Genomic DNA, 25,914 nt, shown 5'->3' on the forward strand with positions numbered 1-25,914 from the left:
CTGTTCCCTTGCTCGCGATGGTTGTGAAAACGCCGCGGGGGTGTCAGGTGCCCCGCGTTATCGTTGGCCACCATCGCGAGCGAGCTCGCTCCTACACGCGTTTGGCGTACAGCTTGGGCTCGCCCGGTGGGCGGCTCTTGAAGCGGCGATGGGCCCACAGGTATTGCTCGGGATGCTCGCGCAGAACGCTTTCGATCCATTGGTTGATGCGCAGGCAGTCGGCCTCCTCGGTTTCGCCGGGGAAGCCTTCGAGCGGCGCATGGATCACCAGGCGATATCCGCTGCCGTCCGCCAGACGTTCCTGGGTGAACGGCACCACCAGCGCCTTGCCCAGTCGCGCAAACTTGCTCGTGGCGGTGACGGTCGCGGCCTGAATGCCGAACAGCGGCACGAAAATGCTTTGCTTGGCGCCGTAGTCCTGATCCGGTGCGTACCAGATCGCCCGGCCCGAGCGCAGCAGTTTGAGCATGCCGCGCACGTCTTCGCGTTCCACCGCCAGCGAATCGAGGTTGTGCCGCTCGCGGCCCTGGCGCTGGATGTAGTCGAACAGCGGATTCTTGTGCTCGCGGTACATGCCGTCGATGGTGTGCTGTTGACCGAGCAACGCTGCGCCGATTTCCAGCGTCGTGAAGTGCAGGGCCATCAGGATCACGCCCTTGCCCTCACGCTGAGCCTGCTGCAAATGCTCCAGCCCTTCGATATGAGCAAGATTTGCCAGGCGCTTGCGCGACCACCACCAGCTCATCGCCATCTCAAAGAACGCGATGCCGGTGGAGGCGAAGTTTTCCTTGAGCAGGCGTTTGCGTTCGGCGGCGGTTTTTTCAGGAAAACACAGTTCCAGATTGCGCTTGGCAATGCGCCGTCTGTCGCCGGCCACGCGATACATCAATGCGCCCAGTGCGCGACCGATCCACAGCAGTGCCGGGTACGGCAGCTGGACGATCAGCCACAACAGCCCCAGGCCACACCACAGTGGCCAGAAACGTGGAGATAGAAATGCTTTTCGAAAACGCGGGCGGTCCATTAATGCTTCCGGAATGACAATGGCCGCGCATTCTACATCGTTCGACCCGGCTTGCGGCCCGCGGGCGTTCTCGTTATAAGTCTCGGCACTTTTAGTGACAAGTCGTTGTATGCCGACCATGAGCCAAACCGAACCGCTAGACCAAGATCCCGTGTTCCAGTTGAAGGGCAGCATGCTGGCCATTACGGTGCTGGAACTGGCCCGTAACGACCTCGAAAGCCTTGATCGGCAACTGGCCGCCAAGGTCGCCCAGGCGCCCAACTTCTTCAGCAACGCGCCACTGGTACTGGCCCTGGACAAACTCCCGGCCAACGGAGGCGCGGTCGATCTGCCAGGGCTGATGCGCGTCTGCCGCCAGCATGGCCTGCGTACCCTGGCGATCCGCGCCAGCCGCATCGAAGACATTGCCGCCGCCATCGCGGTCGACCTGCCGGTACTGCCACCGTCCGGTGCCCGGGAGCGTCCACTGGACCTGACCGAAGGCGAACCGAAGAAAAAACCGGAAAAACCGCCCGAGCCGACCATCAAGCCGACGAAAATCATCACCTCGCCGGTACGCGGTGGCCAGCAGATTTATGCCCAGGGCAGCGATCTGGTGGTGATCTCCTCGGTAAGCCCGGGAGCGGAACTTCTCGCCGATGGCAACATCCATGTATACGGCCCGATGCGTGGTCGCGTGCTGGCCGGCGTCAAGGGCGACACCAAGGCGCGGATTTTCTGTCAGCAAATGAGTGCTGAACTGATTTCCATCGCCGGGCATTACAAGGTTTCCGAAGATCTGCGCCGCGACCCTCTATGGGGTTCGGGTGTGCAGGTCAGCCTGTCCGGCGACGTGTTGAACATCATTCGGCTTTAACGGATACTGCCGCATTTTCCAAGCATCTCTAAAACGTAGCGAAAACGGCTCAAACGAAGTAGGAAAAAGGCCGAAAGCAGTGTTTACCGGGGGTAAACGCCGCTCAAAACCGGATTCCAGCCAAGGCTGTCCGACTGCAGTAGTTTTTCAGGAGATGTTTTTCAGGGACTGAAAAGTCCTTCTTCCTTAGGGGTGAAACACCTTGGCCAAGATTCTCGTGGTTACATCCGGCAAGGGTGGTGTGGGTAAGACCACCACCAGCGCCGCTATCGGTACCGGCCTCGCTCTGCGCGGCCACAAAACAGTGATCGTCGACTTCGACGTGGGCTTGCGCAACCTCGACCTGATCATGGGTTGCGAGCGCCGCGTGGTGTATGACTTCGTCAACGTGGTCAACGGCGAAGCCAACCTGCAACAGGCTCTGATCAAAGACAAGCGCCTGGAAAACCTCTACGTGCTGGCCGCCAGCCAGACCCGCGACAAAGACGCGCTGACCGTCGAAGGCGTGGAAAAAGTCCTGATGCAACTCAAGGAAGACTTTGAGTTCGTGGTCTGCGACTCCCCGGCAGGCATCGAGAAAGGCGCCCACCTGGCCATGTACTTCGCCGATGAAGCGATCGTCGTGACCAACCCGGAAGTCTCCTCGGTACGTGACTCCGACCGCATGCTCGGCCTGCTGGCCAGCAAGTCCCGTCGTGCCGAACGCGGCGAAGACCCGATCAAGGAACACCTGCTGATTACCCGTTATCACCCGGAACGTGTGAGCAAAGGCGAAATGCTCGGCGTAGAAGACGTCAAGGACATCCTTTCGGTGACCCTGCTCGGCGTGATCCCTGAATCCCAGGCGGTGCTCAAGGCATCCAACCAGGGTGTTCCGGTGATTCTCGACGACCAGAGCGATGCCGGCCAGGCCTACAGCGATACCGTGGACCGCCTGCTGGGCAAGACCGTGGATCATCGATTCCTTGATGTACAGAAGAAGGGATTCTTCGAGCGCCTGTTTGGAGGCAACTAAGCAATGAACCTTTTTGACTTCTTTCGTGCCAACAAAAAGCAAAGCACCGCGTCGGTAGCGAAAGAGCGTCTACAGATCATCGTGGCGCACGAACGCGGCCAACGCAGTACCCCGGACTACCTGCCAGCCTTGCAGAAGGAACTGGTGGAGGTGATCCGCAAGTACGTCAATATCGGGTCCGATGACGTGCACGTCGCACTGGAAAGCCAGGGCAGCTGCTCGATTCTGGAACTCAATATCACCCTGCCAGATCGCTGAGTCGATCCGGCTGGAGCCACGGCGGCTCAGGCCCCTTGCGCGACTGCAAGGGACCTGAACCGCCGTTGGCGTTTGTTACGAGGCTGTTTTAATGCCGCTGTCCAACATCCACATCATCCATCAGGATGCCGCCGTACTGGTGGTGAACAAACCGACCCTGTTGCTCTCTGTCCCTGGCCGGGCCGACGACAACAAGGACTGCCTGATTACCCGCCTGCAGGAAAACGGCTACCCGGAAGCGCGAATCGTCCATCGGCTGGACTGGGAGACTTCCGGCATCATCCTGCTGGCCCGCGACCCGGACACCCATCGCGAACTGTCCCGGCAATTTCACGACCGCGAAACCGAAAAGGCCTACACCGCCCTGTGCTGGGGTCAGCCGGAACTGGACAGCGGCAGCATCGACCTGCCCTTGCGCTACGACCCGCCGACCAAGCCACGCCACGTGGTCGACCATGAATTCGGCAAACACGCACTGACCTTCTGGCGAGTGCTGGAGCGTTGCGGCGATTGGTGCCGCGTTGAGCTGACACCGATCACCGGCCGCTCCCACCAGTTGCGCGTGCACATGCTCTCGATTGGTCATCCGCTGCTGGGTGACGGGCTCTATGCCCATGAGCAGGCGCTGGCGGCCTGGCCGCGCCTGTGTCTGCACGCGAGCATGCTCAGCTTCACCCATCCGCAAAGTGGCGAACGCCTGCGCTTCGAGTGCCCGGCACCGTTTTAGGCGCTTTACGCAAACCCTGTGGGAGCGAGCTTGCTCGCGATGAGGCCGGCACATCCAGCATTTATTTTGGCTGACACTCCGCTATCGCGAGCAAGCTCGCTCCCACAGGTGATCTTCCCCATCCTTAGCCCACCGCCAATTCCCTGACCAATACGTTAAACTGGCGCCACTGCTGTCTGGAGCTACTTTATGCGCGAAGAGTTGAACCAAGGCCTGATCGATTTCCTCAAGGCCTCCCCTACCCCGTTCCATGCCACCGCCAGCCTTGTTCAGCGTCTGGAAGCGGCGGGTTACCAACGCCTCGACGAGCGCGAGCCGTGGAATACCGAAGCCAACGGTCGCTACTACGTCACCCGCAACGACTCTTCGATTGTCGCGATCAAGATGGGCCGCCATTCACCGCTGCACGGCGGTATTCGCCTGGTCGGCGCCCACACCGACAGCCCGTGCCTGCGCGTCAAGCCGCAACCGGAACTGCAACGCCAGGGCTTCTGGCAACTGGGCGTTGAAGTCTATGGCGGCGCGCTGCTGGCGCCGTGGTTCGACCGCGACCTGTCCCTGGCGGGCCGCGTAACCTTCCGTCGTGATGGCAAGGTCGAGAGCCAGTTGATCGACTTCAAGGCACCGGTCGCGATCATTCCGAACCTGGCGATTCACCTCAACCGTGAAGCCAACATGGGTTGGGCAATCAACGCCCAGACCGAACTGCCGCCGATCCTCGCGCAATTTGCCGGTGACGAGCGCGTGGACTTCCGCGCGGTGCTCACCGATCAACTCGCCCGTGAACACGGCCTGAACGCGGACGTGGTGCTCGATTACGAGCTGAGCTTCTACGACACCCAAAGCGCTGCGGTCATTGGCCTGCATGGCGACTTCATCGCCGGCGCGCGCCTGGACAACCTGCTGTCGTGCTACGCCGGCCTGCAAGCGCTGTTGACGGCCGACACCGACGAAACCTGCGTGCTGGTCTGCAACGACCACGAAGAAGTCGGTTCCTGCTCGGCCTGCGGTGCCGACGGCCCGATGCTTGAGCAAACCTTGCGTCGCTTGCTGCCTGAAGGTGATGAATTCGTACGCACCATTCAGAAATCCCTGCTGGTTTCGGCTGACAACGCCCACGGCGTGCATCCGAACTACGCCGACAAGCACGATGCCAACCACGGCCCGAAACTCAACGCCGGCCCGGTGATCAAGGTCAACAGCAATCAGCGCTACGCCACCAACAGCGAAACCGCCGGGTTCTTCCGTCACCTGTGCATGGCTGAAGAAGTGCCGGTGCAAAGCTTCGTAGTGCGCAGCGACATGGGCTGTGGTTCGACCATCGGCCCGATCACCGCCAGCCACCTGGGCGTGCGCACCGTGGATATCGGCTTGCCGACGTTCGCCATGCACTCGATCCGCGAACTGTGCGGCAGCCATGACCTGGCGCACCTGGTCAAGGTGCTGAACGCGTTCTACGCCTGCCGCGAATTGCCGTAAACCCCGCAATACCCTGTAGGAGCGAGCCTGCTCGCGATGGACGTGAACGATTACGCGTGTTTTCTGGATAAACACGGCGCCCTGAAGTTCATCGCGAGCAAGCTCGCTCCTACAGACAACACGGTGCAAAAAAGCCGCCTAGACTTCCAGTATCCCTTCGACAAGGCCGTCTCCATGATTTCGATGTCTACCTTTCACGCCATGCTGATTCCGATTCTTGCCGGGATGCTCCTGCTGGCCGTCGGCTTCAACTTTCGCGATAAGAATGCCGGTGTGTTTGCCATGTGGATCGGCATGCTGACCATTCTCGCGACCGTTGTTCTCAAGATCCTCGCCAAACTCAACGAATAATTCCTCGCCCTTGGCTCGCATTGATTTTGACGGGCTCGTACACTCGGTCGATCCGCTCCCTGCGAGGTTGACCGCCTAGTGTTCGCTCGTCTTTTTTCCCTCCCGTGTATTGTCCTTGTCTGCCTGATGACGCTGCTGTCAGTGGCGCCTGCCCAAGCGGCCGGCCTGCCGGGCCTGCTCAACAACCAGGCCAAGGCGCAGCCCGAAGCACAGGAACCGCTGGGGCAATCTCTGGACGAAGTGATCAAGTCACTGGAGAACGACCAGCAACGCACCAAGCTGCTGGCCGACCTGAAAAGGCTCCGCGACACCACCAAACAGGCCCAGCCGATTACCGAAGAAGGCGTACTGGGCCTGATTGGCGGAACCCTGGCCAATTTCGAGAAGAAATTTTCCGGCGTCGACAGTCCGCTCACGCTCTGGTCCAGTGAATTCGATCAGGCCAGGGAAGAACTGGTGGCGCTGGCGCTGCCGGCCAATGAATGGCTGCCCATGCTGTTCGCCTTTGCCATGATCCTGATGATCTGGAGCCTGCTGGCCGCTGCCCTGATCTGGATCAGCCACCGCGTGCGGATGCGTTTCGGCCTGACCGAAGAACTGCCGCAGCATCCCAGGGCCCTGGACATGTTGCGTTTTGCGCTGCGCAAACTCGGGCCATGGCTGATCGCCCTGGTGATCACGGTCTACATGAGCTACGCCCTGCCCTCGTCCCTGGGCAAAAGCCTGGCAATGGTGCTGGCCTATGCACTGGTGGTCGGCACCTGCTTCTCGGCCATCTGCGTGATTGCCTTTTCCCTGCTCGACGGCCCACACCGCCACCGCGCCTTGTACATCCTGCGGCACCAGGCGTTTCGGCCGCTATGGCTGATCGGCAGCTTCGCCGCGTTTGGCGAAGCGCTGAGCGATCCGCAACTGGTCAACAGCCTCGGCAGCCATCTGGCCCATACCGCCGCGACTGCCGCCAACGTCCTGGCCGCGCTCTCCACGGGGCGCTTCATCCTGCGTTTCCGCCGGCCGATCGCCCACCTGATCCGCAACCAGCCGCTGTCCCGGCGCCTGACCCGCCGCGCCCTCAACGACACCCTGTCGATTCTCGGCACCTTCTGGTACGTGCCGGCGCTGGTGCTGGTGGCCATTTCCCTGTTCGCGACGTTCATTTCCGCCGGCGACACCAGCACCGCCCTGCGCCAGTCGCTGATCTGCACCGTTTTGCTGGTGTTGTGCATGGTCATCAACGGCCTGGTACGCCGCCACGCCCTCAAACCGCAGCGCGGCATCCGGCGCTACGCGGTGTATTCGGAACGGCTGAAAAACTTCTTCTACACCATCGTCCACCTGTTGGTGTGGCTGGCCTTTATCGAACTCGGCCTGCGGGTCTGGGGCATGTCGTTAATCCGCTTTACCGAAGGTGACGGCCATGAAGTCAGCGTCAAACTGTTCAGCCTCGCCGGCACGCTGCTGTTTGCCTGGCTGATCTGGATTCTCAGCGATACCGCCGTGCATCACGCGCTGACCCGCTCGCGCAAAGGCCTGGCCAATGCCCGCGCACAGACGATGATGCCGCTGATCCGCAATGTGTTGTTCATAGCGATTTTCATCATCGCGCTGATCGTTGCCCTGGCGAACATGGGCATGAACGTCACGCCCCTGCTGGCTGGTGCCGGTGTGATCGGTCTGGCCATCGGTTTTGGTGCGCAGTCGCTGGTAGCCGACCTGATTACCGGGTTGTTCATCATCATCGAAGACTCCCTGGCCATTGACGACTACGTGGATGTCGGCGGCCACCTCGGCACGGTCGAAGGCCTGACCATCCGTACCGTGCGTCTGCGGGACATCGACGGCATCGTCCACACCATTCCGTTCAGCGAAATCAAAAGCATCAAGAACTACTCCCGGGAATTCGGCTACGCGATCTTCCGGGTAGCGGTGCCGGCCAACATGGACATCGACAACGCAATCAAACTGATGCGCGAAGTCGGCCAGAAAATGCGCACCGACCCGCTGCAGCGGCGCAACATCTGGTCGCCGCTGGAGTTCCAGGGGGTGGAAAGTTTCGAGTCGGGCAACGCGATCCTTCGCGCCCGGTTCAAGACGGCGCCGATCAAGCAGTGGGAGGTTTCGCGGGCGTTCAACCTGTCGCTCAAGCGGCACATGGATGAAGCCGGACTGGATCTGGCGACACCGCGGATGAGTATTCAGGTGATTACCGCGGGTGGTGCGCCAGAACAGTCCGTGTAGGAGCGAGCTTGCTCCGGGCGGCGTTCCGACGATGAACTCAAGAACGCCGCGTTTAGCCAGTAAACACGCGTAATCGTTAACGACCATCGCGAGCAAGCTCGCTCCTACAGGAAGGTCGGACGTTAGACCACATCCACCCCGACATGAATCGCATCATGCCGCCAGAACTCCAGGTCGCAGTCGATCAAGCGTTCATGCTGGTCATAGTTGACCCGGGCAATCTGCAAGCCCGGGCTACCCACCGACACTTTCAACGCCGCCGCCGCATCCACCGACAACGCCGTAGGTACAATCTCGAAGCGCACCCGCCCGTAGTGCAAATCGTAATGCCGCGCATACAACTCGGTAATCGACTGATTCAGATCGAACTCAAGAATCCCCGGGAAATACTGTGGGTTCAGATAGTGTTCCACATACAACACCAGTCGCCCGTCAATCCGCCGTGAACGGCAGATCTGAATCACGCTCGACAGCGCCGGCAATTGCAGCCAGGCACACACCGCCGCCGACGCCGGCTGCAATCGCGCCGAAATCACCTCGGTCGACGGCACCCGCCCCTGGGCGCTGACCATCGCGTGAAAGTGGCTACGCTGCATGAGGTTGTAGGCCAGGCGTGGCGGCGAGACGAACCAGCCGCGACGCTCCTCGCGATAAATCTGCCCCTGGGACTCCAACTGCAACAACGCTTCACGCAAAGTGATCCGTGTGGTGCCAAACAATTCACTGAGCTTGCGTTCGGCCGGCAATTTGCTGCCGGGGGTCAACAGTCCATGGTCGATCTGCTCCTGAAGCACCTGGCCGATGGCTGTTACCGCTTTTGTTGCCTCTTCACGCATCAACGTTTCCTTTCTGGACTAGACCAGCACCATTTCAGGGCAGAACCGCAGTGTAAACCGGCTCATTCAATAGTCTGCAAGCGTAGGCAGCGCAGATGAACCAGATGTGACAAAGCCGCCCAACGGTCGCCATTCCCTGCCTTCAACAACTTGCAATTCATCGGCCAAGTCCCTTGCCACCCGGGGCCTTGACCATGGTCTACGCTTAGCAGGCCAGTCGCGATACCGATGAACAAAAAGTCATTCCGGGCGACGAACGACATCAAAGTGTCATCCAGCCTCCTTAAATTGGCTCAGGTATTGCTGACCTAGACCAACAAACCGTAATCGCAGCGTTGAACACGACCCAAGGAGCTTCGGAATGAAAAAGCTTTTCCTGGCATCACTGTTAGGCTCGACCATCGCAATGTGCACCGCCGCCATGGCGGCCGATGATCTGAAAACCCTGGAAGCCGCTGCGAAAGCGGAAGGCGCCGTCAACAGCGTTGGCATGCCCAATGACTGGGCCAACTGGGCCGGCACCTGGAAAGACCTGAGCGACAAATACGGCCTCAAGCACATCGACACCGACATGAGCTCGGCCCAGGAGATCGCCAAGTTCGCCGCGGAGAAAGACAACGCCAGCGCCGACATCGGCGACGTCGGTGCAGCGTTCGGCCCGATCGCGGTCAAGCAAGGCGTGGTCCAGCCTTACAAGCCTTCGACCTGGGATCAGATTCCGGCCTGGGCCAAGGACAAGGACGGCAACTGGGCACTGGCCTACACCGGCACCATCGCTTTCATCGTCAACAAGAAGTTGCTGCATGGCTCCGAGGCGCCAACCAAGTGGGCTGACCTCAAGGGCGGCAAATACAAGGTCTCCATCGGCGACGTGAGCACCGCGGCCCAGGCAGCCAACGGCGTATTGGCCGCGGCACTGGCCAACGGTGGCGACGAGAAAAACCTCAAGCCTGCCCTGGATCTGTTCGCCGACATCGCCAAGCAAGGTCGCCTGTCGATGTCCAACCCGACGATTGCCACCATGGAAAAAGGCGAAATCGAAGTCGGCGTGGTCTGGGACTTCAACGGCCTGAGCTACAAGGCCAAGATGGCCAACCCGGATGACTACGTGGTGCTGATCCCGTCCGACGGCTCGGTGATCTCCGGCTACACCACCATCATCAACAAGTACGCGAAAAACCCGAATGCAGCCAAGCTGACCCGCGAATACATCTTCAGTGACGCCGGCCAGATCAACCTGGCCAAGGGCAACGCCCGTCCGATCCGTGCCGAACACCTGACCCTGCCAGCCGAGGTGCAGGCCAAGCTGCTGCCTAACGAGCAGTACAAGAAGGTCACGCCGATCAAGGACGCGGACGCCTGGGAGAAGACTTCCAAGGCCCTTCCTCAGAAGTGGCAGGAAGAAGTCATCATCAATATGCAGTAAGCGGGTAGCCCACTAACGGGAGGCCTGATGGAGATCCCTGTGGGAGCGAGCTTGCTCGCGATAGCGACCTGACATTCAGCATTGATGTTGAATGGAAGTCCCTCATCGCGAGCAAGCTCGCTCCCACAAGGGATTGGTTGCGTACTTGAATCATCTGTTTCACGGAGTCATCGCCCCTATGAAGCACAACGTCATCCTTGTCGTGCTCGACGGCCTCAACTACGAGGTCGCCCGCCACGCCATGGGGCACCTGCAGGCCTACGTCGGCGCAGGACGCGCGGCACTCTACAAACTGCAGTGCGAGTTGCCGGCCCTGTCCCGCCCCCTGTACGAATGCATCCTGACCGGCGTCGCGCCGATCGACAGCGGCATCGTCCACAACAATGTCTCGCGCCTGTCCAACCAGCGCAGCATCTATCACTACGCCACTGACGCAGGCCTTGTCACCGCGGCGGCGGCCTATCACTGGGTCAGCGAGCTGTACAACCGCTCGCCCTTCGTGGCGGCCCGGGACCGTCACACCGATGACCCGCAACTGCCGATCCAGCATGGGCATTTTTACTGGAACGATCACTACCCGGATTCGCACCTGTTCGCCGATGCCGAAAACCTGCGCCTGCGCCATGCACCGAATTTTCTGCTGATCCACCCGATGAACATCGACGACGCCGGGCACAAGCACGGCCTCGACACCCCGCAGTACCGCAACAGTGCCCGCTCGGCCGACATCATCCTGGCCGACTACCTGCAAGGCTGGCTCGATGCCGGTTACCAAGTGCTGGTCACCGCCGACCACGGCATGAACAACGACCGCTCCCACAATGGGCTGCTTGCCGAAGAACGCGAAGTACCGCTGTTCGTCCTCGGCGACGCTTTCAGTTTCGATTCGGGCGCTGCGCCCGAACAGACTGACATTTGCGGCACCGTCTGCGAACTGCTGGGCGTGCCTCACGACAAGCCGGTGTGCCGGGAGCTTCTGAAGTGAATTCCATGACTAGCGGCAAATGGCTCGCAGCCTTGTGCCTGGTGCCATTTGCGCTGTTCTTCATCGTGTTCGAAATCGCACCGCTGACCTGGGTGATGATCAACAGCCTGCAATCGGAAGAGTTCGGCTGGGGCCTGGCCAACTTCAGCAAGATCTTCAGCTCGAAGTTTTACCTGCAGGCCATCCAGTACAGTCTCGAGATCAGCTTCTGGTCCAGCGTGTTCGGGATCGTCATCGCGGTACTCGGCGCCTATTCCCTGCGCCGGGTGGACTCGAAACTGCGCAATTTCGTCAACGCCTTCGCCAACATGACCAGTAACTTCGCCGGCGTGCCCCTGGCCTTCGCGTTCATCATTCTGCTCGGCTTCAACGGCAGCTTCACCATCCTGCTCAAGCAGGCCGGAATAATTCAGGACTTCAACCTGTACTCGAAAACCGGGCTGATCATTCTCTACACCTACTTCCAGATTCCCCTCGGCGTGCTGCTGCTGTATCCGGCCTTCGATGCACTGCGCGAAGACTGGCGTGAGTCCGCTGCGCTGCTCGGCGCCGACGGTTGGCAGTACTGGCGGCACATCGGCTTGCCTGTTTTGACGCCGGCACTGCTGGGCACTTTCGTGATCCTGCTGGCAAACGCCCTCGGTGCCTACGCCACGGTGTACGCCCTGACCACCGGCAACTTCAACGTACTGCCGATCCGCATCGCGGCGATGGTGTCCGGTGACATTTCCCTGGACCCGAACCTGGCCAGCGCCCTGGCCGTGGTGCTTGTGGCCTTGATGACCCTGGTGACCATCGTGCATCAGTTGCTGTTGAAGAGGAGCTACCATGTCTCGCGCTGAACTGGGGCCCGCCGGTGTCTACCACCGCGTCGTGGTGTATCTGCTGTTTGCCATCCTGCTGTTGCCGCTGCTCGGTACGCTGATCTATTCGATCTCCAGCAGTTGGTCGGCGACCATTCTGCCCAGTGGCTTCACCCTCAAGTGGTACATCCAGCTGTGGAGCGATCCGCGCTTCCTGAATGCGTTCGGGCAGTCGCTGCTGGTCTGCGTCGGTTCGCTGATTCTTTCGGTAGTGCTGATTCTGCCGCTGCTGTTCGTGGTGCATTACCACTTCCCGAAACTCGACGCACTGATGAACATCCTGATCCTGCTGCCCTTCGCCGTGCCGCCGGTGGTGTCGTCGGTGGGGCTGTTGCAGCTTTATGGTTCCGGACCATTCGCCATGGTCGGCACGCCGTGGATCCTGATCGGTTGCTACTTCACCGTGGCGCTGCCGTTCATGTACCGGGCGATCACCAACAACCTGCAAGCGATCAACCTGCGCGACCTGATGGATGCCGCCCAGTTGCTCGGCGCCAGCACCTTTCAAGCCGCCTTCCTGGTGGTGCTGCCGAACTTGCGCAAGGGCCTGATGGTGGCGTTGCTGCTGTCGTTCTCGTTCCTGTTCGGTGAGTTCGTGTTCGCCAACATCCTTGTCGGTACCCGCTACGAAACCCTGCAGGTCTACCTCAACAACATGCGCAACAGCAGCGGTCATTTCACCAGTGCGCTGGTGATTTCCTACTTCTTCTTTGTGCTGGTTCTGACCTGGATTGCCAATATCTTGAACAGGGACAAAAGCGAATGAGCTATGTCAGCGTCCAACATCTTCAGAAAAGCTTCGCCGGCACCACGGTGTTCAGCGACATCAATTGCGAAATCCAGAAAGGTGAATTCGTCACCCTGCTCGGTCCGTCCGGTTGCGGCAAATCCACCCTGCTGCGCTGCATCGCCGGCCTGACTTCGGTGGATGGCGGCAAAATCCTGCTCGATGGTGCCGATATCGTGCCGGTGAGCCCGCAGAAACGCGGGATCGGCATGGTGTTCCAAAGCTATGCGCTGTTCCCCAACATGACCGTGGAGCAAAACGTCGCCTTCGGCCTGCGCATGCAAAAGGTCAATGCCGATGACAGCCGCAAACGCGTCGCAGAAGTGCTCAAACTGGTGGAACTCAATGACTTTGCCGCGCGTTACCCGCATCAACTGTCGGGCGGTCAGTGCCAGCGCGTGGCCCTCGCCCGCTCCCTGGTGACCCGGCCACGCCTGTTGTTGCTGGACGAACCGTTATCGGCCCTGGACGCGCGGATTCGCAAGCACCTGCGCGAACAGATCCGTCAGATCCAGCGCGAACTGGGCTTGACCACGATTTTCGTCACACACGATCAGGAAGAAGCCCTGACCATGTCTGACCGGATTTTCCTGATGAATCAGGGAAAGATCGTACAAAGTGGCGACGCCGAAACCCTCTACACTGCGCCAGTCGATGTGTTCGCCGCCGGGTTCATCGGCAACTACAACCTGCTGGACGCCGACAGCGCCTCGAAGCTGTTGCAGCGACCGATCAACAAGCGCATTGCCATTCGCCCGGAAGCCATCGAACTGAGCCTCAACGGTGAACTGGACGCGCAAGTACGCAGCCACAGCCTGCTGGGCAACGTGATTCGCTACCGGGTCGAAGCCCGGGGCGTGGAATTGGTGGTGGATGTGCTGAACCGCTCGGCGGCCGACCTGCATCCCGATGGTCAGCGCCTGGCGCTTTCCATCGATCCGACGGCCCTGTGTGAGGTAGCCTGATGCCTTTGCTGACGCTGAAGAGAGAACTGCACTGATGGCCCTGGCAATTTTTGATCTGGACGAAACCCTGATCCACGGCGATTGCGCCTCACTGTGGAGCGAGCAAATGGTCCGCCTCGGCTGGGTCGATGGCGAGTCGTTCCTGCGTCGCGACAAGGAATTGATGGATGCCTACGGCAGGGGCCATCTGGCCATGGAGGACTACATGGCCTTCAGCCTGGAACCATTGATTGGTCGTACACCTGAAGAAGTCGCGCACCTGGTTGGTCCGTGGGTAGAGGACTTCATCGAGCCGATCATTTTCAGCGATGCCACCAAAGCCATCGCGGCGCATCGCAAGGCCGGCGACCGGATCCTAGTGATCTCGGCCTCGGGCACGCACCTGGTCGGTCCCATCGCCGAGCGCCTGGGCATCGACGAGATTCTGGGCATCGAACTGGAAGTGGCCCATGGCGTCTACACCGGCCACACCGTTGGCACCCTGACCTACCGCGAAGGCAAGATCACCCGCTTGCTGGAGTGGCTGGATGCAGAGGAGGAAAACCTCGAAGGCGCGAGTTTCTATTCCGACTCACGCAATGACCTGCCGCTGTTGCTGAAGGTGGATTTCCCCCACGTGGTCAACCCGGATCCGGTGTTGCGCGAGCAGGCTGAAAAGGCTGGCTGGCCGATCCATATCTGGAAGTAACCCGGATCCCCTGTGGGAGCGAGCTTGCTCGCGATAGCAGTGTGTCAGTCAACGTTAATGCCGACAGACAGACCGCCATCGCGAGCAAGCTCGCTCCCACAGTTTTTTGTGTTGTCAGGTGAGGCTTTCGTCAATCACCAGCACCACTTTCCCCGCCACGGTATTACTCGCCAACTCGGCAAACGCCGCCTCGGCATCCTTGATCGGGAATGTCCTGGCCAGTTGCGGGCTCAAGCGCCCCTCGGCAAACAACGGCCACACATGCTGGCCCAAATCACTGAACAGATCGGCCTTGAACTGATCGTCGCGACTGCGCAAAGTCGAACCCAGCAACTGCACACGCTTGGCCAGCACCTGAGCCAGATCCAGCTTGGCCTCGCGGCCGCCCATCAGACCGATCAACACCCAGCGGCCATCCTGCGCCAGCAGCTTGAGGTTCAGGGCCGCGTAATTGCCGCCCACCGGATCGAGAATCACATCGAACGGCCCCAGATCCCGCAGGCTTTCCAGATCGCCATTACGCACCACGCCGCCCTGGGCGCCCAGCGCTTCGCAGTACGCCAATCGCTCTGCGGAGCCGACGCTGACCCAGCACGGGTTACCGAAGGCTTTGCACAGCTGAATGGCAGCTGAACCGATTCCACTTGCCCCGGCATGCAGAAGAACTTTCTGACCCGGCTTGAGCGCGGCCAGTTGAAACAAATTCAACCAGACTGTTGCATAAACTTCGGGCAATGCAGCCGCTTCGAACAGTGACATTCCATCGGGAACCGGCAGCACATGCCGCCCGTCGACAACCACCTCTTCGGCCATCCCGCCCCCGGCCAGTAAGGCGCAAACCCGATCGCCAACCTGCCAGGAGGACCCGGCGCCCACCTCGCTGATGACCCCCGAGCACTCTAAACCGAGCACTTGACTGGCCCCTGGCGGGGGCGGGTAAAGGCCGGCCTTCTGCAACAAATCGGCACGATTGAGGCCCGCTGCCGCCACTCGTATACGAACTTGTCCTACATCGCATGCAGGACTCGGCTCATCTACCCATACCACTTGACCGTCAACGCCTTGCAATGCTTTCACAGTGCCTCCATAGTGAGTCTGGACTGAGCCCGAAGCTATAGCGTCGGGTTTTTTGCATTATGCGACCGGCTCCCAAAGAACCGGCGACTTCAAAGACGGCCTAATATGCGTTATCAATTGTCCCCGCGTCGAATCAGCATGAAGCATCTGTTCCCCAGCACTGCCCTCGCTTTATTCATCGGTATCGGCTTGCTGCCGATGTCGAGCAATACATTCGCAGCCAATAGCTGGGACAAGCTTCAACCCGATCGTGACGAAGTGATCGCCAGTCTGAACGTCGTGGAGTTGCTCAAGCGCCACCACTACAGCAAGCCGCCGCTCGATGACGCACGCTCGGTAATCATCTACGACAGCTACCTCAAGCTGCTGGATCCGTCGCGCAGCTACTTCATGGCCAGCGACATTGCCGAATTCGACAAGTGGAAGACGCAGTTCGACGATTTCCTCAAGAGCGGCGACCTGAACGCCGGGTTCACCATCTACAAGCGCTACCTGGACCGCGTCAAGGCGCGTCTGGACTTCGCTATTGCCGAGCTGAACAAAGGCGTCGACAAGATCGACTTCACCACCAAGGAAACCTTGCTGATCGACCGCAAGGACGCCCCTTGGCTCAAATCCACCGCAGAACTCGACGACCTGTGGCGCAAACGCGTCAAGGACGAGGTCCTGCGTCAGAAGATCGCCGGCAAGGATTCCAAGCAGATCCAGGAAACCCTGACCAAGCGCTACAAGAACCAGCTGGCGCGCCTGGACCAGACCCGCGCGGAAGACATCTTCCAGGCGTACATCAACACCTTCGCCATGTCCTACGACCCGCACACCAACTATCTGTCGCCGGATAACGCGGAGAACTTCGACATCAACATGAGCCTGTCCCTCGAGGGCATCGGTGCCGTGTTGCAAAGCGATAACGACCAGGTGAAAGTCGTGCGCCTGGTGCCGGCAGGTCCGGCGGACAAGACCAAGCAGGTTGCACCGGCCGACAAGATCATCGGCGTTGCCCAGGGCAACAAGGAAATGGTCGACGTCGTGGGCTGGCGCCTGGACGAAGTGGTCAAGCTGATCCGTGGTCCGAAGGGCACCGTGGTGCGCCTGGAAGTTATCCCGGCCAGCAATGCGCCGAACGACCAGACCACCAAGATCGTGCCGATCACCCGTGAAGCGGTGAAACTCGAAGATCAGGCCGTGAAGAAGTCGGTCCTGAATCTGAAGCAGGACGGCAAGGACTACAAGCTCGGCGTCATCGAGATCCCGGCGTTCTATCTGGACTTCAAGGCCTTCCGTGCCGGCGATCCGGATTACAAGAGCACCACCCGCGACGTCAAGAAACTACTGACCGAATTGCAGAAAGAGAAAGTCGACGGCGTGGTCATCGACCTGCGAAACAACGGCGGCGGTTCCTTGCAAGAGGCCACCGAGCTGACCAGCCTGTTCATCGACAAAGGCCCGACCGTGCTCGTGCGTAACGCCGATGGCCGGGTCGATGTCCTGGAGGATGAAAATCCGGGCGCGTTCTACAAAGGCCCGATGGCGTTGCTCGTCAACCGCCTGTCCGCCTCGGCTTCGGAGATTTTTGCCGGCGCCATGCAGGACTACCACCGCGCGCTGATCATCGGCGGCCAGACCTTCGGCAAAGGCACCGTGCAGACCATTCAGCCGCTCAACCATGGCGAACTGAAACTGACCCTGGCCAAGTTCTACCGGGTTTCCGGGCAGAGCACCCAGCATCAGGGCGTCTTGCCGGACATCGATTACCCGTCGATCATCGACACCAAGGAAATCGGTGAAAGCGCCCTGCCGGAAGCCATGCCGTGGGATACCATCAAGGCGGCGATCAAGCCTGCGCTCGACCCGTTCAAGCCGTACATTTCGCAGCTCCAGTCCGAGCATGACGTGCGTACGGCCAAAGATGCGGAGTTCGTGTTCATCCGCGACAAGCTGGCCCTGGCACAGAAACTGATGGCCGAGAAAACCGTCAGCCTCAATGAAGTCGAGCGTCGCGCCCAGCACGCCGACATCGAAGCCAAACAGCTGGCCATGGAAAACATCCGTCGCAAGGCCAAGGGCGAAGAACCGCTCAAAGAGCTGAAGAAAGAAGACGAGGACGCCCTTGCGGCCGAGGACGACAAGACCAAACCGGAAGACGACGCCTACCTCAGCGAAACAGGGCGGATTCTGCTGGACTACCTGAAACTCAACACGGCAGTGGCCAAGCACTGAGTTTGTACAAACAACTGATGGCAATTTAATGCTGACGCCCCGGTAGCGTCATCAAACAGTCATCATTCTGTCGTGAAATAAAGGACCGGGCGTGCTCTTTTTACCAAGGGCACGCCCGGTCCTTTTTTTATTGCCAGAGATCGCCATGACCACAACCGAACAGCTGAGTGCCTTGAGCTCGATCCTGAGTCAAAGCGGTTTACACAGTCTGTTCCAACCGATCATCAGCCTCTCTGAACGACGCATCCTCGGTTACGAAGCCCTCAGTCGTGGCCCCTCCAACAGCCCTCTGCACTCCCCTGTCGCCCTGTTCGCCGTCGCCCGCCAGGCCGGACGCCTGAGCGAGCTGGAAATTGCCTGCCGCAAAAGCGCTTGCCGGCGCTTCAATGAGCAACAACTGCCTGGCCTGCTGTTCCTTAACGTGTCCCCGGAGTCCCTGCTCGAAGCGGCCCATCAACCGGGGCGCACCCTGCAATTGCTGCAGGATTTCGGCATTGCGCCAAGTCAGGTGGTCATCGAGCTCACGGAACAGACGCCGACGGATGATTTCCAGCTGCTGCAAACCGCCCTGCATCACTATCGGGCGATGGGGTTTTCGATTGCGCTGGATGATCTGGGGGCGGGCTATTCGAGTTTGCGCTTGTGGTCCGAGCTACGGCCGGATTACGTGAAAATCGACCGGCATTTCATTGATGGCATTCATCAGGATGCGCTCAAGCGCGAGTTCGTCGGCTCGATCCTGCAAATCGCCAAGGCCTCGCGGGCGCAAGTCATCGCCGAAGGTATCGAGCTCCCTGAAGAACTCACGGTGCTGACCGAAATGGGCGTGGACCTGGTGCAGGGCTATCTGCTCTGCCGCCCCCAGGAACACCCGCCACGGGATGCCCGGGCATTGATGCCCCGACAGGACAGCACCGCCGTTGCACTGAGCGAAGACGGCAGCGACCTCAGCGCCCTGCTCAACGAGCTGCCTGCGGTAAACCGCGACACGCCGACCGCCACGGTGCTCGAAGCCTTTCGCCGCCAGGCCAACCTGAACTCGCTGGCAGTCCTGGATGAACAGGATCAACCCTGCGGCATTGTCCATCGTCACTCGCTCTCCGACGCCCTGCTCAAGCCCTTTGCCACCGACCTTTTCGCCCGCAAGCCCATCAGCCGCCTGATGAACGATGACTTCCTCGCCGTCGAACTGAGCCAGTCACTGCAACAAGTCAGCCGCCTGATCACCAGCCGTGCCCGCCAGCGCATCGAAGAAGATTTCATCATTACCCTCAACGGCGGTTACCTGGGGTTGGGCCGGGTGATCGACGTGCTCAAGCTGATCACGGAACTGAAGATCCAGCAGGCCCGCTACGCCAACCCGTTGACCTTGCTTCCGGGCAACGTGCCGATTCAGCAATGCCTGACGCGACTGCTGCAACAGCGAAGGGAATCGGTGATCTGCTACGTGGACATTGATAGCTTCAAACCTTTCAACGACATCTACGGCTATGGTCGCGGCGACGAAGTCCTGCTGTGCCTGGCGCAATGTCTGAACGATCGCGTCGACCCGTCCCGCGACTTCGTCGGCCACATCGGCGGCGATGATTTCCTGCTGGTGCTAGGCCCGGAAGACTGGCGCAAACGTTTGAACCAGTTGCTCGACGACTTCCAGAGCCAGTGCCGGCGCTTCTACCGCAGCGAGCACTTGGAAGCCGGCTGCTTCATCGCACCCAATCGCCAGGGGCAGCGCCAGGAGTTTGCGTTGTTATCGCTGTCGATCGGCGTAGTGCATTTGCATCCACAGGCCTGTGGACAACTCGATGCGAGCCAGTTGGCCGAGATGGCATCACAGGCCAAGCACCATGCGAAGAATGTGCAGGGCTATAGCGTGCATGTGATTGATAGCCGGGTGGTTTCGACTGTTGAAGAGCTGCTCGTTTCCGGGCATCGATAAGGGCGCTTTCCGGCTTCACTCCGATCAACGAGGCGCCGAGGAAGACTTCAGCTCTTCGAGCTTGATCGGCGCCAATGGATGCCCGGCCTTCGCCGCCATCTCCCAGAATCGCGCCGCTTCGACCGGATCCGGAGCCTTGCTCGCCGTCCCGGCCAGTGTGATCACGCCCACCTGATACGCCGCCTTGCCATCGCCCGCCAACGCCGCCAGGCGCAACAAACGCACGCCCTCCTCACGAGCACCGAGGCCGACGCCGCGAAACGCCAGGATGTGCCCATAGAAGCTCTGGGCGCCGACATCGCCCAGGTTGGCCATGCGTGCGAACTGGCCTTCGAGCCAGCGCCAGCCACGTGGCTGACGGACAAACCATGACCAGTGAAACAATCGGCGCGCGAGCCAGTAACCAGCCCGCGCCTTGAGTTGTAAAAACACTCAGGCCTCGGCCGATTCCGGGTATTCGTACTCGAACACCCGCACCACTTCCGAAGCATGCCAGGACGCGGCGGCAACGCCGTCCGACGGCCCGGAAAAACGCCCGAGACGCTCGACACATTCAAAGAATCCGGTGCGCGGCAAGCGGCTGGCGCCCTGACTGATCACCAGTGAACTGCGCAATGGCTGCTCCGCCCTGGCGTCCAAAGCCGCCAGATGCTCAAGGGCCGCCGTCAGGGTCTGCATGGCCGGGGTCGGCAGCTGCAAACGCTCCAGCAATGCCCGGTACGTCAACAGATGGCGCTGGCGACGCGCCTGATCCAGTTCGCCGAGCAATCCGTCCCAATGTTGACGACTAATGCGTACGCTCACGATTCATCCCTCCACCCTGGCACCGTCAATTCCCAGGCCAGGCTACGGCGAATCGCGGCGTCGGGCAGACGCTCGCCACTTTCGATCATGGCCAGGTAAGACGGGCTGATGCCTACCGTGCGGGCCAACGCCTCGATGGCGATGCCCTTCCCCTCGCGCAAACTGCGTAGTTGATCCAGACCCGGAAGTATCGCGTCTGGTGTCGCCGCCTGAGGCTTCGTGGCTTGAGGCGACGCTTGCTCTTTGATGCCCGCTGCTTTCAATAACGCCTGATACTGAGCCCATGGCAGAACCGCATATTCGGGCTCGCCTTCGCGTGTAATTATCTGAATATCCATCACTACCCCGTAGGACAACAACACTTAGCGAGTCGGCACTTTTCCCTAGAAGTGTAATCCTAACAGCGGCCAAGGTCGCGGGGGGCATCAATCTATGAACTCGTCAAAATCGAATCAGTGTTTTTTCGGGCCTTGAAGTTGAAGTTGTTCGGGGGTATCAGGCAGACGCTCAACCACCGCGAGCTTCTCGGGCACCTGCCGTTTGCGCCAGGCGCGGAAGGCATTGAGCTCGTCGTCGAGCACTTTCATCAGCCATGCCAGTACCGCGATGTCATCGAGCATGCCAAATACTGGAATGAAATCCAGGATCGCATCCACCGGACTGAGGAAATACATCAGGCCCGCGACAACCGAAACCAGCGCCTTGGGGCTGATGGCGCGATACTCACCACGCCAGTAGGCCAGGCAGAGTGCCTGCAACAGCTTCAAGTCGTCCTTGATCTTGCCCAATCGATTACCCTGGCTTGCGCCTTTACTGGCGACCGCGAACAACAGGGTTGGCAATCGACCGCGTGCCAGCAGACGTCCGGCCAGTGGCAGGAAACGAGCGAAACTCCAGGGCGCTTTCATCATTCCTCCCGTTGAAATGTTATCCACACAAATTGTGGATAACCTTGTGAACAGAGCTGCTTTTCATCGCTGTAAGCCCCGTTTTACAAGGCCCGCGTTCAGATCGGGCGTTTTTTACTCATCAAAAAAAACCCATAATTTCATTGACTTGGCGGCCTTGTGCGTCTACCGCCAACACTACTATGCCTAAGACTCCAGCCTAGAGCGTCTGTTCGTTTTGTTTACCCGTGCCGAACGCCAGATGCAACAACGCCCCGCATGAGCGAGGCGTTGTTATCGAAGCAGGCGCTGGTTACTTGGCAGCGGCGTCTTCTTTTCCCGGATCCTTGATGGCCAGCAGTTCCAGGTCGAATACCAGCACCGAGTTGGCTGGAATCGCCGGGCTTGGGCTTTGAGCGCCGTAAGCCAGGTCAGCAGGGATGTACAGCTTGTACTTCTCGCCAACGTGCATCAGTTGCAGGCCTTCGACCCAACCCGGGATCACACCGCTGACCGGCAGATCAATCGGGCTGCCGCGCTCGACGGAGCTGTCGAATACGGTGCCATTGGTCAGCTTGCCGGTGTAGTGAACGGTCACTACGTCAGTCGGCTTTGGCTGAGCACCATCGGCTTTCTGCACGACTTCGTACTGCAAGCCCGAAGCGGTGGTGGTCACGCCAGCTTTCTTGGCGTTGTCTTCGAGGAATTTCTTGCCGGCAGCCGCCGACTCTTCGCTCATCTTGGCCATGCGCTCTTCGGCACGCTTTTGCAGTGCGGCGAACGCCTCGACCAGTTCTTCGTCTTTGAGCTTCTGCTCTTTCTTGCCGACGGCGTCTTCGATGCCCTGGGCTACAGCCTTGGAATCCAGGTCATCCATGCCTTCCTGAGCCAGGCTCTTGCCCATGTTCAGGCCAATGCCGTAGGAAGCTTTTTGCGCCGGAGTTTTCAGCTCTACGCTGGTCTGCGAATCACAACCCGCGAGTACCAGGCCAACCAGGGCTACCGCCGCCGCCAACCGATGCTGTTTCATGCTATTTCCTTGTTCATGCGCCTAAAGGGCAATCGAGTAAAGCCGCGAGCTTATCAGGCCGCCACGACCAATGGCTACCGGCATGAGAGCCGGAAACAATTGATAAGTTCAGGTGTTTAAACGCATTTCACAATTCGTGTCGATGAAGCTTCTTTCATCTTGTTCCGACGCAGGCTGATTCCTGAACCTACAATATCTGGCGTAATGGCCTCTTGCCCCACCCTGAGTGCTCGGGCATAACGGCAGGATAATTCGACAAGGAAGTTTATTTTGCGCCTCTTCTTTCGTTTGCTGATTCTCATCGCACTACTGCTCGGGCTGGTCATCGCCGTGGTTCTTTATTACGTCGCCAACCCGAAATTGCCGGCCTGGTCGCCCGCACAACAGGTGCATTACCTGGAGCAATGGAGCGCCGCCGATCGAGATACTTATTACTTCACGCCCCAGGGCACTCAGGTCAAAGGCTTGCGCTATGACTGGTTCACTGCCCTCGAACTGCCCTTCTCGCAACAACGCTTCGCCACTCCCGAATACCTCGCCCGCTTCGGTTTCCTGGTGGACCCCGGCCAGGCACCAACACCGAACAACCCCGGCAACCTCCCGGCAGGCTTTACCCGGCACCAGAACGCGGGGAGCCCGGATGTGTTTCTGGATATCACCTGCGCGGCTTGCCACACCGGTGAACTGCGTTTCAAGGGTCAAGCCCTGCGTATCGACGGCGGCTCGGCGCAACATGTGCTGCCGTCCAGTGTTCCTACGCTCAAAGGCGGCAGTTTCGGACAGGCGCTGGTGGCCAGCCTCGCCTCCACTTACTACAACCCGTGGAAATTCGAGCGCTTCGCACGCAACGTGCTTGACCAGGACTACGAGACGCGCCACCAACAGTTGCGCAAAGATTTCAAATCTTCACTGGATACATTCCTCAAAGTGGCCTGGAACGACACCCATCGCGGGCTCTATCCGACCGAGGAAGGCCCGGGGCGCACAGACGCCTTCGGGCGCATCGCCAACGCCAGCTTCGGTGATGCGATTTCCCCCGACAACTACCGCGTGGCCAATGCCCCGGTCGATTATCCACAGCTGTGGGACATGTGGACGTTCGAATGGGTGCAGTGGAATGGTTCGGCGAAACAACCCATGGCCCGCAACATCGGCGAGGCGTTGGGCGTCGGCGCCACGCTGAACTTCTTCGACAAGAACGGCCAGCCGTTGATGGGCGATGCCCGCTACCCGTCCAGTGTCCGCGTGCGCGATCTGCACCTGATCGAAGAAACCCTGCAACGACTCTCGCCTCCGGCCTGGCCGGAAGACCTGTTGGGCGCGGTCGACAAGCCTCTGGCAGCCCAGGGGCGCACCTTGTTCGCCGAAAACTGCGCGGGTTGCCATGTACCGCGCACCACCCAGGGCGAAGGACGATACGTCCAGCACCTGAAAATGCTCCCGGTGGATTACATCGGCACAGACCCCGGCGCGGCCAACAACATCGCCGACCACCGCTTCGACCTGACAGCGCTGCAATGGAAGCAGGCCGAACTGGAACAACTCGATGTCGAGCCAAAACCCGACGAGCCTCTGGACCTGAGCAAGATGTCCGTGGCCAAGGGACTGGCCTATGTCACCGCCTATGTCCAGGACCGTGCGTATCAAGACGCCAATGTCACCCCTGCCGAGCGCCCTGAAATGGACGGTTTCGGTCTGCCAATCGGAGTGCGCGAATTGCGTTCGTACAAGGCCAGGCCATTGGCGGGTGTATGGGCGACACCGCCGTTTCTGCACAACGGTTCGGTACCGAGTATTTATCAGCTGCTGTCGCCTCAGGATGAGCGTGCGACCACGTTCTATAAAGGCACTTTCGAATACGACCCGGGACACCTGGGTTACCGCACCGAAGCCTTTGCCAATGGCTTCCTGTTCGACACGCGTATCACCGGCAACCACAACAGTGGCCATGAATTCCGTGCCGGCAAACTCGGCAATGGCGTGATCGGCCGCGGGTTGCAACCGCAAGAACGCTGGGCATTGCTGGAGTATCTGAAAGTGCTGGGCGGCCCGCTGGAGGCGCAATTGCCATGACCACTGCCTCAGTCAGGAGAATGTTCCCATGCTGATAACGCTCTGGCTGCGCCTGGGCGCCTTCCTCGCCAGGCTGTTGCTGTGGTCACTGGTCCTCGGCGTGCTGGGCTGGGCCCTGGCCAGCGCCTGGTTTGCCTGGCAGCATCGCGGGCCAGTCTCGGCGCAGGAGTTGATTGCGGACGACGAAGCGGCGATGACCCAGGACATCATCCAGACCGCCGTGCGCATCGTCGATCAGCACCGTGAAAGCACCCGCTACCTGCGCGACGCCCATGCCAAGGCCCATGGCTGTGTGAAGGCCGAGGTTCAGGTGCTGCCGGAACTGCCAGGCGAACTGCGCCAGGGTGTGTTCAGCGAGCCGGGCAAAACCTGGCAAGCGACAATGCGCCTGTCCAACGGTAATGCCTACCCGCAGTTCGACAGCATCCGCGACGCCCGGGGCATGGCTATCAAACTGTTCGATGTGCCGGGCAAGCAACTGTTGAGCGACCGGCAGGGCCGAGGCGAACAGGACTTTGTGATGTTCAACCACCCGAACTTCTTTGTCAGTAATGTCGCCGAATACCGTCAGAACGTCGCCGCCCAGGCCGACGGTAAAAAGATGATGGCCTTCTTCCCCGGCCGGGACCCACGCACCTGGCAGGTTCGCCACCTGTTCATTGCCCTGGCGACACTGGCCCCTGCCCCGTCGAGCCCGACCCAGACGACGTACTTTTCGGTTTCACCCTACAAATTCGGTGAAGCCAATGCGAAGTTCCGGGTCATGCCCGATCCCGATGGCTGCCCGGCCTACAGCCTGCCGGAACAGAATCGCAAGCTGCCGAACTTTCTGCGCAATGCGCTGAACCAACAGCTGTCGACCGACCGGGTGCCTGCATGTTTCGCCTTGCAAATCCAGCGACAGGACGCCAACAAGTACATGCCGATTGAAGACACCAGCATTGAGTGGCGCGAGAGCGATGCGCCCTTCGAGACGGTGGCGCGAATCAAGGTTCCGGCGCAGGACTTCGATACACCGGCGCTGAACCTACAATGCGACAACCAGTCGTTCAATCCCTGGTTCGGCATCGAGGCGCACCGACCAATTGGCGGGATCAATCGCCTGCGCAAGGCCGTGTATGAAGCCGTCAGCGACTACCGACACAGCCGTAACGCCGGACTGTAGGAGCGAGCTTGCTCGCGAAAAACCCATGGGCGCCGCTGGCTAATCTACGCGTTATCGTTAACGACCATCGCGAGCGAGCTCGCTCCTACAGAGAGCGAGAAAAGCCAAATCCCGGACAGCAAAAAGCCCGCACAAGGCGGGCTTTCTGTGGTGACCTGGCGTTCAGTGTTCCAGGTTACCGAATATGGCGCAGCGGACGGGACTCGAACCCGCGACCCCCGGCG

General features: G+C 60.0%; 25 protein-coding genes. 17 read left to right on the forward strand and 8 right to left on the reverse strand.

Features of this window, described 5'->3' with window-relative positions; genetic code table 11:
- Nucleotides 1-91 precede the first annotated feature (91 nt).
- Nucleotides 92-1,024: a lipid A biosynthesis lauroyl acyltransferase gene (locus AC1RP7_RS18350; RefSeq protein ID WP_090453969.1), complete on the reverse strand. Its 933-nt coding sequence runs from the start codon at nucleotides 1,022-1,024 to the stop codon at nucleotides 92-94.
- Between the two features lie 118 nt (nucleotides 1,025-1,142).
- Between AC1RP7_RS18350 and minC the strand changes: the two genes are divergently transcribed.
- The 7 genes from minC (at nucleotide 1,143) to AC1RP7_RS18385 (ending at nucleotide 7,948) form a co-directional block, all read left to right on the forward strand.
- The gene (gene minC, locus AC1RP7_RS18355) at nucleotides 1,143-1,880 is read left to right on the forward strand and encodes a septum site-determining protein MinC (protein WP_090457784.1); all 738 of its coding nucleotides are present in this window, start codon (nucleotides 1,143-1,145) and stop codon (nucleotides 1,878-1,880) included.
- 202 nt (nucleotides 1,881-2,082) lie between these two features.
- A complete protein-coding gene (gene minD / locus AC1RP7_RS18360; protein ID WP_090453967.1) occupies nucleotides 2,083-2,895 on the forward strand; it encodes a septum site-determining protein MinD in 813 nt (270 codons plus the stop codon).
- A gap of 3 nt (nucleotides 2,896-2,898) precedes the next feature.
- Complete coding sequence (minE, locus tag AC1RP7_RS18365; protein WP_007974947.1) at nucleotides 2,899-3,153, forward strand: cell division topological specificity factor MinE; 255 nt, start codon at nucleotides 2,899-2,901, stop codon at nucleotides 3,151-3,153.
- A 91-nt stretch (nucleotides 3,154-3,244) separates the two neighbouring features.
- Nucleotides 3,245-3,880 (forward strand): RluA family pseudouridine synthase, encoded by a 636-nt coding sequence (locus AC1RP7_RS18370; RefSeq protein ID WP_046037585.1) that lies wholly within the window; start codon nucleotides 3,245-3,247, stop codon nucleotides 3,878-3,880.
- Between the two features lie 189 nt (nucleotides 3,881-4,069).
- The gene (locus AC1RP7_RS18375) at nucleotides 4,070-5,359 is read left to right on the forward strand and encodes a M18 family aminopeptidase (RefSeq protein WP_057715768.1); all 1,290 of its coding nucleotides are present in this window, start codon (nucleotides 4,070-4,072) and stop codon (nucleotides 5,357-5,359) included.
- 36 nt (nucleotides 5,360-5,395) lie between these two features.
- Nucleotides 5,396-5,710, forward strand: coding sequence for a hypothetical protein (locus AC1RP7_RS18380; RefSeq protein ID WP_489340657.1), 315 nt, complete (start codon nucleotides 5,396-5,398; stop codon nucleotides 5,708-5,710).
- A 126-nt stretch (nucleotides 5,711-5,836) separates the two neighbouring features.
- On the forward strand, nucleotides 5,837-7,948 hold the full coding sequence (locus AC1RP7_RS18385) for a mechanosensitive ion channel family protein (protein WP_493181746.1): 2,112 nt from the start codon (nucleotides 5,837-5,839) through the stop codon (nucleotides 7,946-7,948).
- A gap of 122 nt (nucleotides 7,949-8,070) precedes the next feature.
- Here AC1RP7_RS18385 and AC1RP7_RS18390 read toward each other — a convergent pair whose 3' ends face one another.
- Entirely contained in the window at nucleotides 8,071-8,784 is a 714-nt protein-coding gene (locus tag AC1RP7_RS18390; protein WP_057715771.1) for a UTRA domain-containing protein, read from the reverse strand.
- 361 nt (nucleotides 8,785-9,145) lie between these two features.
- Between AC1RP7_RS18390 and AC1RP7_RS18395 the strand changes: the two genes are divergently transcribed.
- The 6 genes from AC1RP7_RS18395 (at nucleotide 9,146) to AC1RP7_RS18420 (ending at nucleotide 14,498) form a co-directional block, all read left to right on the forward strand.
- Nucleotides 9,146-10,210 (forward strand): ABC transporter substrate-binding protein, encoded by a 1,065-nt coding sequence (locus AC1RP7_RS18395; protein ID WP_493181744.1) that lies wholly within the window; start codon nucleotides 9,146-9,148, stop codon nucleotides 10,208-10,210.
- Nucleotides 10,211-10,388: 178 nt separating this feature from the next.
- Nucleotides 10,389-11,195 (forward strand): alkaline phosphatase family protein, encoded by an 807-nt coding sequence (locus AC1RP7_RS18400; protein ID WP_057715773.1) that lies wholly within the window; start codon nucleotides 10,389-10,391, stop codon nucleotides 11,193-11,195.
- Between the two features lie 5 nt (nucleotides 11,196-11,200).
- Nucleotides 11,201-12,037, forward strand: a complete 837-nt coding sequence (locus AC1RP7_RS18405) for an ABC transporter permease (protein WP_493181928.1) — start codon at nucleotides 11,201-11,203, stop codon at nucleotides 12,035-12,037.
- Nucleotides 12,024-12,824 carry an ABC transporter permease gene (locus AC1RP7_RS18410; RefSeq protein WP_090453956.1) on the forward strand — a complete coding sequence of 267 codons (801 nt, stop codon included), beginning with the start codon at nucleotides 12,024-12,026 and terminating at the stop codon, nucleotides 12,822-12,824. Before AC1RP7_RS18405 ends, AC1RP7_RS18410 begins: the two co-directional genes overlap by 14 nt.
- A complete protein-coding gene (locus AC1RP7_RS18415; RefSeq protein WP_218497218.1) occupies nucleotides 12,821-13,810 on the forward strand; it encodes an ABC transporter ATP-binding protein in 990 nt (329 codons plus the stop codon). The genes AC1RP7_RS18410 and AC1RP7_RS18415 overlap by 4 nt, the downstream gene beginning before the upstream one ends.
- A 34-nt stretch (nucleotides 13,811-13,844) precedes the next feature.
- Nucleotides 13,845-14,498: an HAD family hydrolase gene (locus tag AC1RP7_RS18420; protein ID WP_150814121.1), complete on the forward strand. Its 654-nt coding sequence runs from the start codon at nucleotides 13,845-13,847 to the stop codon at nucleotides 14,496-14,498.
- 114 nt (nucleotides 14,499-14,612) lie between these two features.
- On the opposite strand, the gene AC1RP7_RS18425 is transcribed toward AC1RP7_RS18420, so the two are convergent.
- Nucleotides 14,613-15,575 (reverse strand): zinc-binding dehydrogenase, encoded by a 963-nt coding sequence (locus AC1RP7_RS18425; RefSeq protein ID WP_218497216.1) that lies wholly within the window; start codon nucleotides 15,573-15,575, stop codon nucleotides 14,613-14,615.
- Between the two features lie 138 nt (nucleotides 15,576-15,713).
- Here AC1RP7_RS18425 and AC1RP7_RS18430 point away from each other — a divergent pair, with 138 nt between their 5' ends.
- Both AC1RP7_RS18430 and AC1RP7_RS18435 read left to right on the forward strand, forming a co-directional pair.
- The gene (locus AC1RP7_RS18430; protein ID WP_198530248.1) at nucleotides 15,714-17,795 is read left to right on the forward strand and encodes a carboxy terminal-processing peptidase; all 2,082 of its coding nucleotides are present in this window, start codon (nucleotides 15,714-15,716) and stop codon (nucleotides 17,793-17,795) included.
- Between the two features lie 145 nt (nucleotides 17,796-17,940).
- On the forward strand, nucleotides 17,941-19,731 hold the full coding sequence (locus AC1RP7_RS18435; RefSeq protein ID WP_493181741.1) for a bifunctional diguanylate cyclase/phosphodiesterase: 1,791 nt from the start codon (nucleotides 17,941-17,943) through the stop codon (nucleotides 19,729-19,731).
- 24 nt (nucleotides 19,732-19,755) lie between these two features.
- On the opposite strand, the gene AC1RP7_RS18440 is transcribed toward AC1RP7_RS18435, so the two are convergent.
- From AC1RP7_RS18440 to bamJ, 5 genes are all read right to left on the reverse strand, one after another.
- Nucleotides 19,756-20,163, reverse strand: a complete 408-nt coding sequence (locus tag AC1RP7_RS18440; RefSeq protein ID WP_057715781.1) for an SEL1-like repeat protein — start codon at nucleotides 20,161-20,163, stop codon at nucleotides 19,756-19,758.
- Nucleotides 20,164-20,535 (reverse strand): hypothetical protein, encoded by a 372-nt coding sequence (locus tag AC1RP7_RS18445; protein WP_007898892.1) that lies wholly within the window; start codon nucleotides 20,533-20,535, stop codon nucleotides 20,164-20,166.
- Complete coding sequence (locus tag AC1RP7_RS18450; protein WP_007974980.1) at nucleotides 20,532-20,873, reverse strand: helix-turn-helix domain-containing protein; 342 nt, start codon at nucleotides 20,871-20,873, stop codon at nucleotides 20,532-20,534. The genes AC1RP7_RS18445 and AC1RP7_RS18450 overlap by 4 nt, the downstream gene beginning before the upstream one ends.
- A gap of 114 nt (nucleotides 20,874-20,987) precedes the next feature.
- On the reverse strand, nucleotides 20,988-21,443 hold the full coding sequence (locus AC1RP7_RS18455; RefSeq protein WP_102671786.1) for a YkvA family protein: 456 nt from the start codon (nucleotides 21,441-21,443) through the stop codon (nucleotides 20,988-20,990).
- Between the two features lie 292 nt (nucleotides 21,444-21,735).
- Nucleotides 21,736-22,452 carry a BamJ family beta-barrel-assembly machinery protein gene (bamJ, locus tag AC1RP7_RS18460; RefSeq protein ID WP_489340051.1) on the reverse strand — a complete coding sequence of 239 codons (717 nt, stop codon included), beginning with the start codon at nucleotides 22,450-22,452 and terminating at the stop codon, nucleotides 21,736-21,738.
- Between the two features lie 270 nt (nucleotides 22,453-22,722).
- On the opposite strand from bamJ, the gene AC1RP7_RS18465 reads away from it, so the two are divergent.
- Nucleotides 22,723-24,525 (forward strand): di-heme-cytochrome C peroxidase, encoded by a 1,803-nt coding sequence (locus AC1RP7_RS18465; RefSeq protein ID WP_493181739.1) that lies wholly within the window; start codon nucleotides 22,723-22,725, stop codon nucleotides 24,523-24,525.
- 28 nt (nucleotides 24,526-24,553) lie between these two features.
- Nucleotides 24,554-25,690, forward strand: coding sequence for a catalase family protein (locus AC1RP7_RS18470; protein WP_493181738.1), 1,137 nt, complete (start codon nucleotides 24,554-24,556; stop codon nucleotides 25,688-25,690).
- Nucleotides 25,691-25,914 lie beyond the last annotated feature (224 nt).

This window comes from Pseudomonas sp. GW822-FHT01E03 (assembly GCF_058802985.1).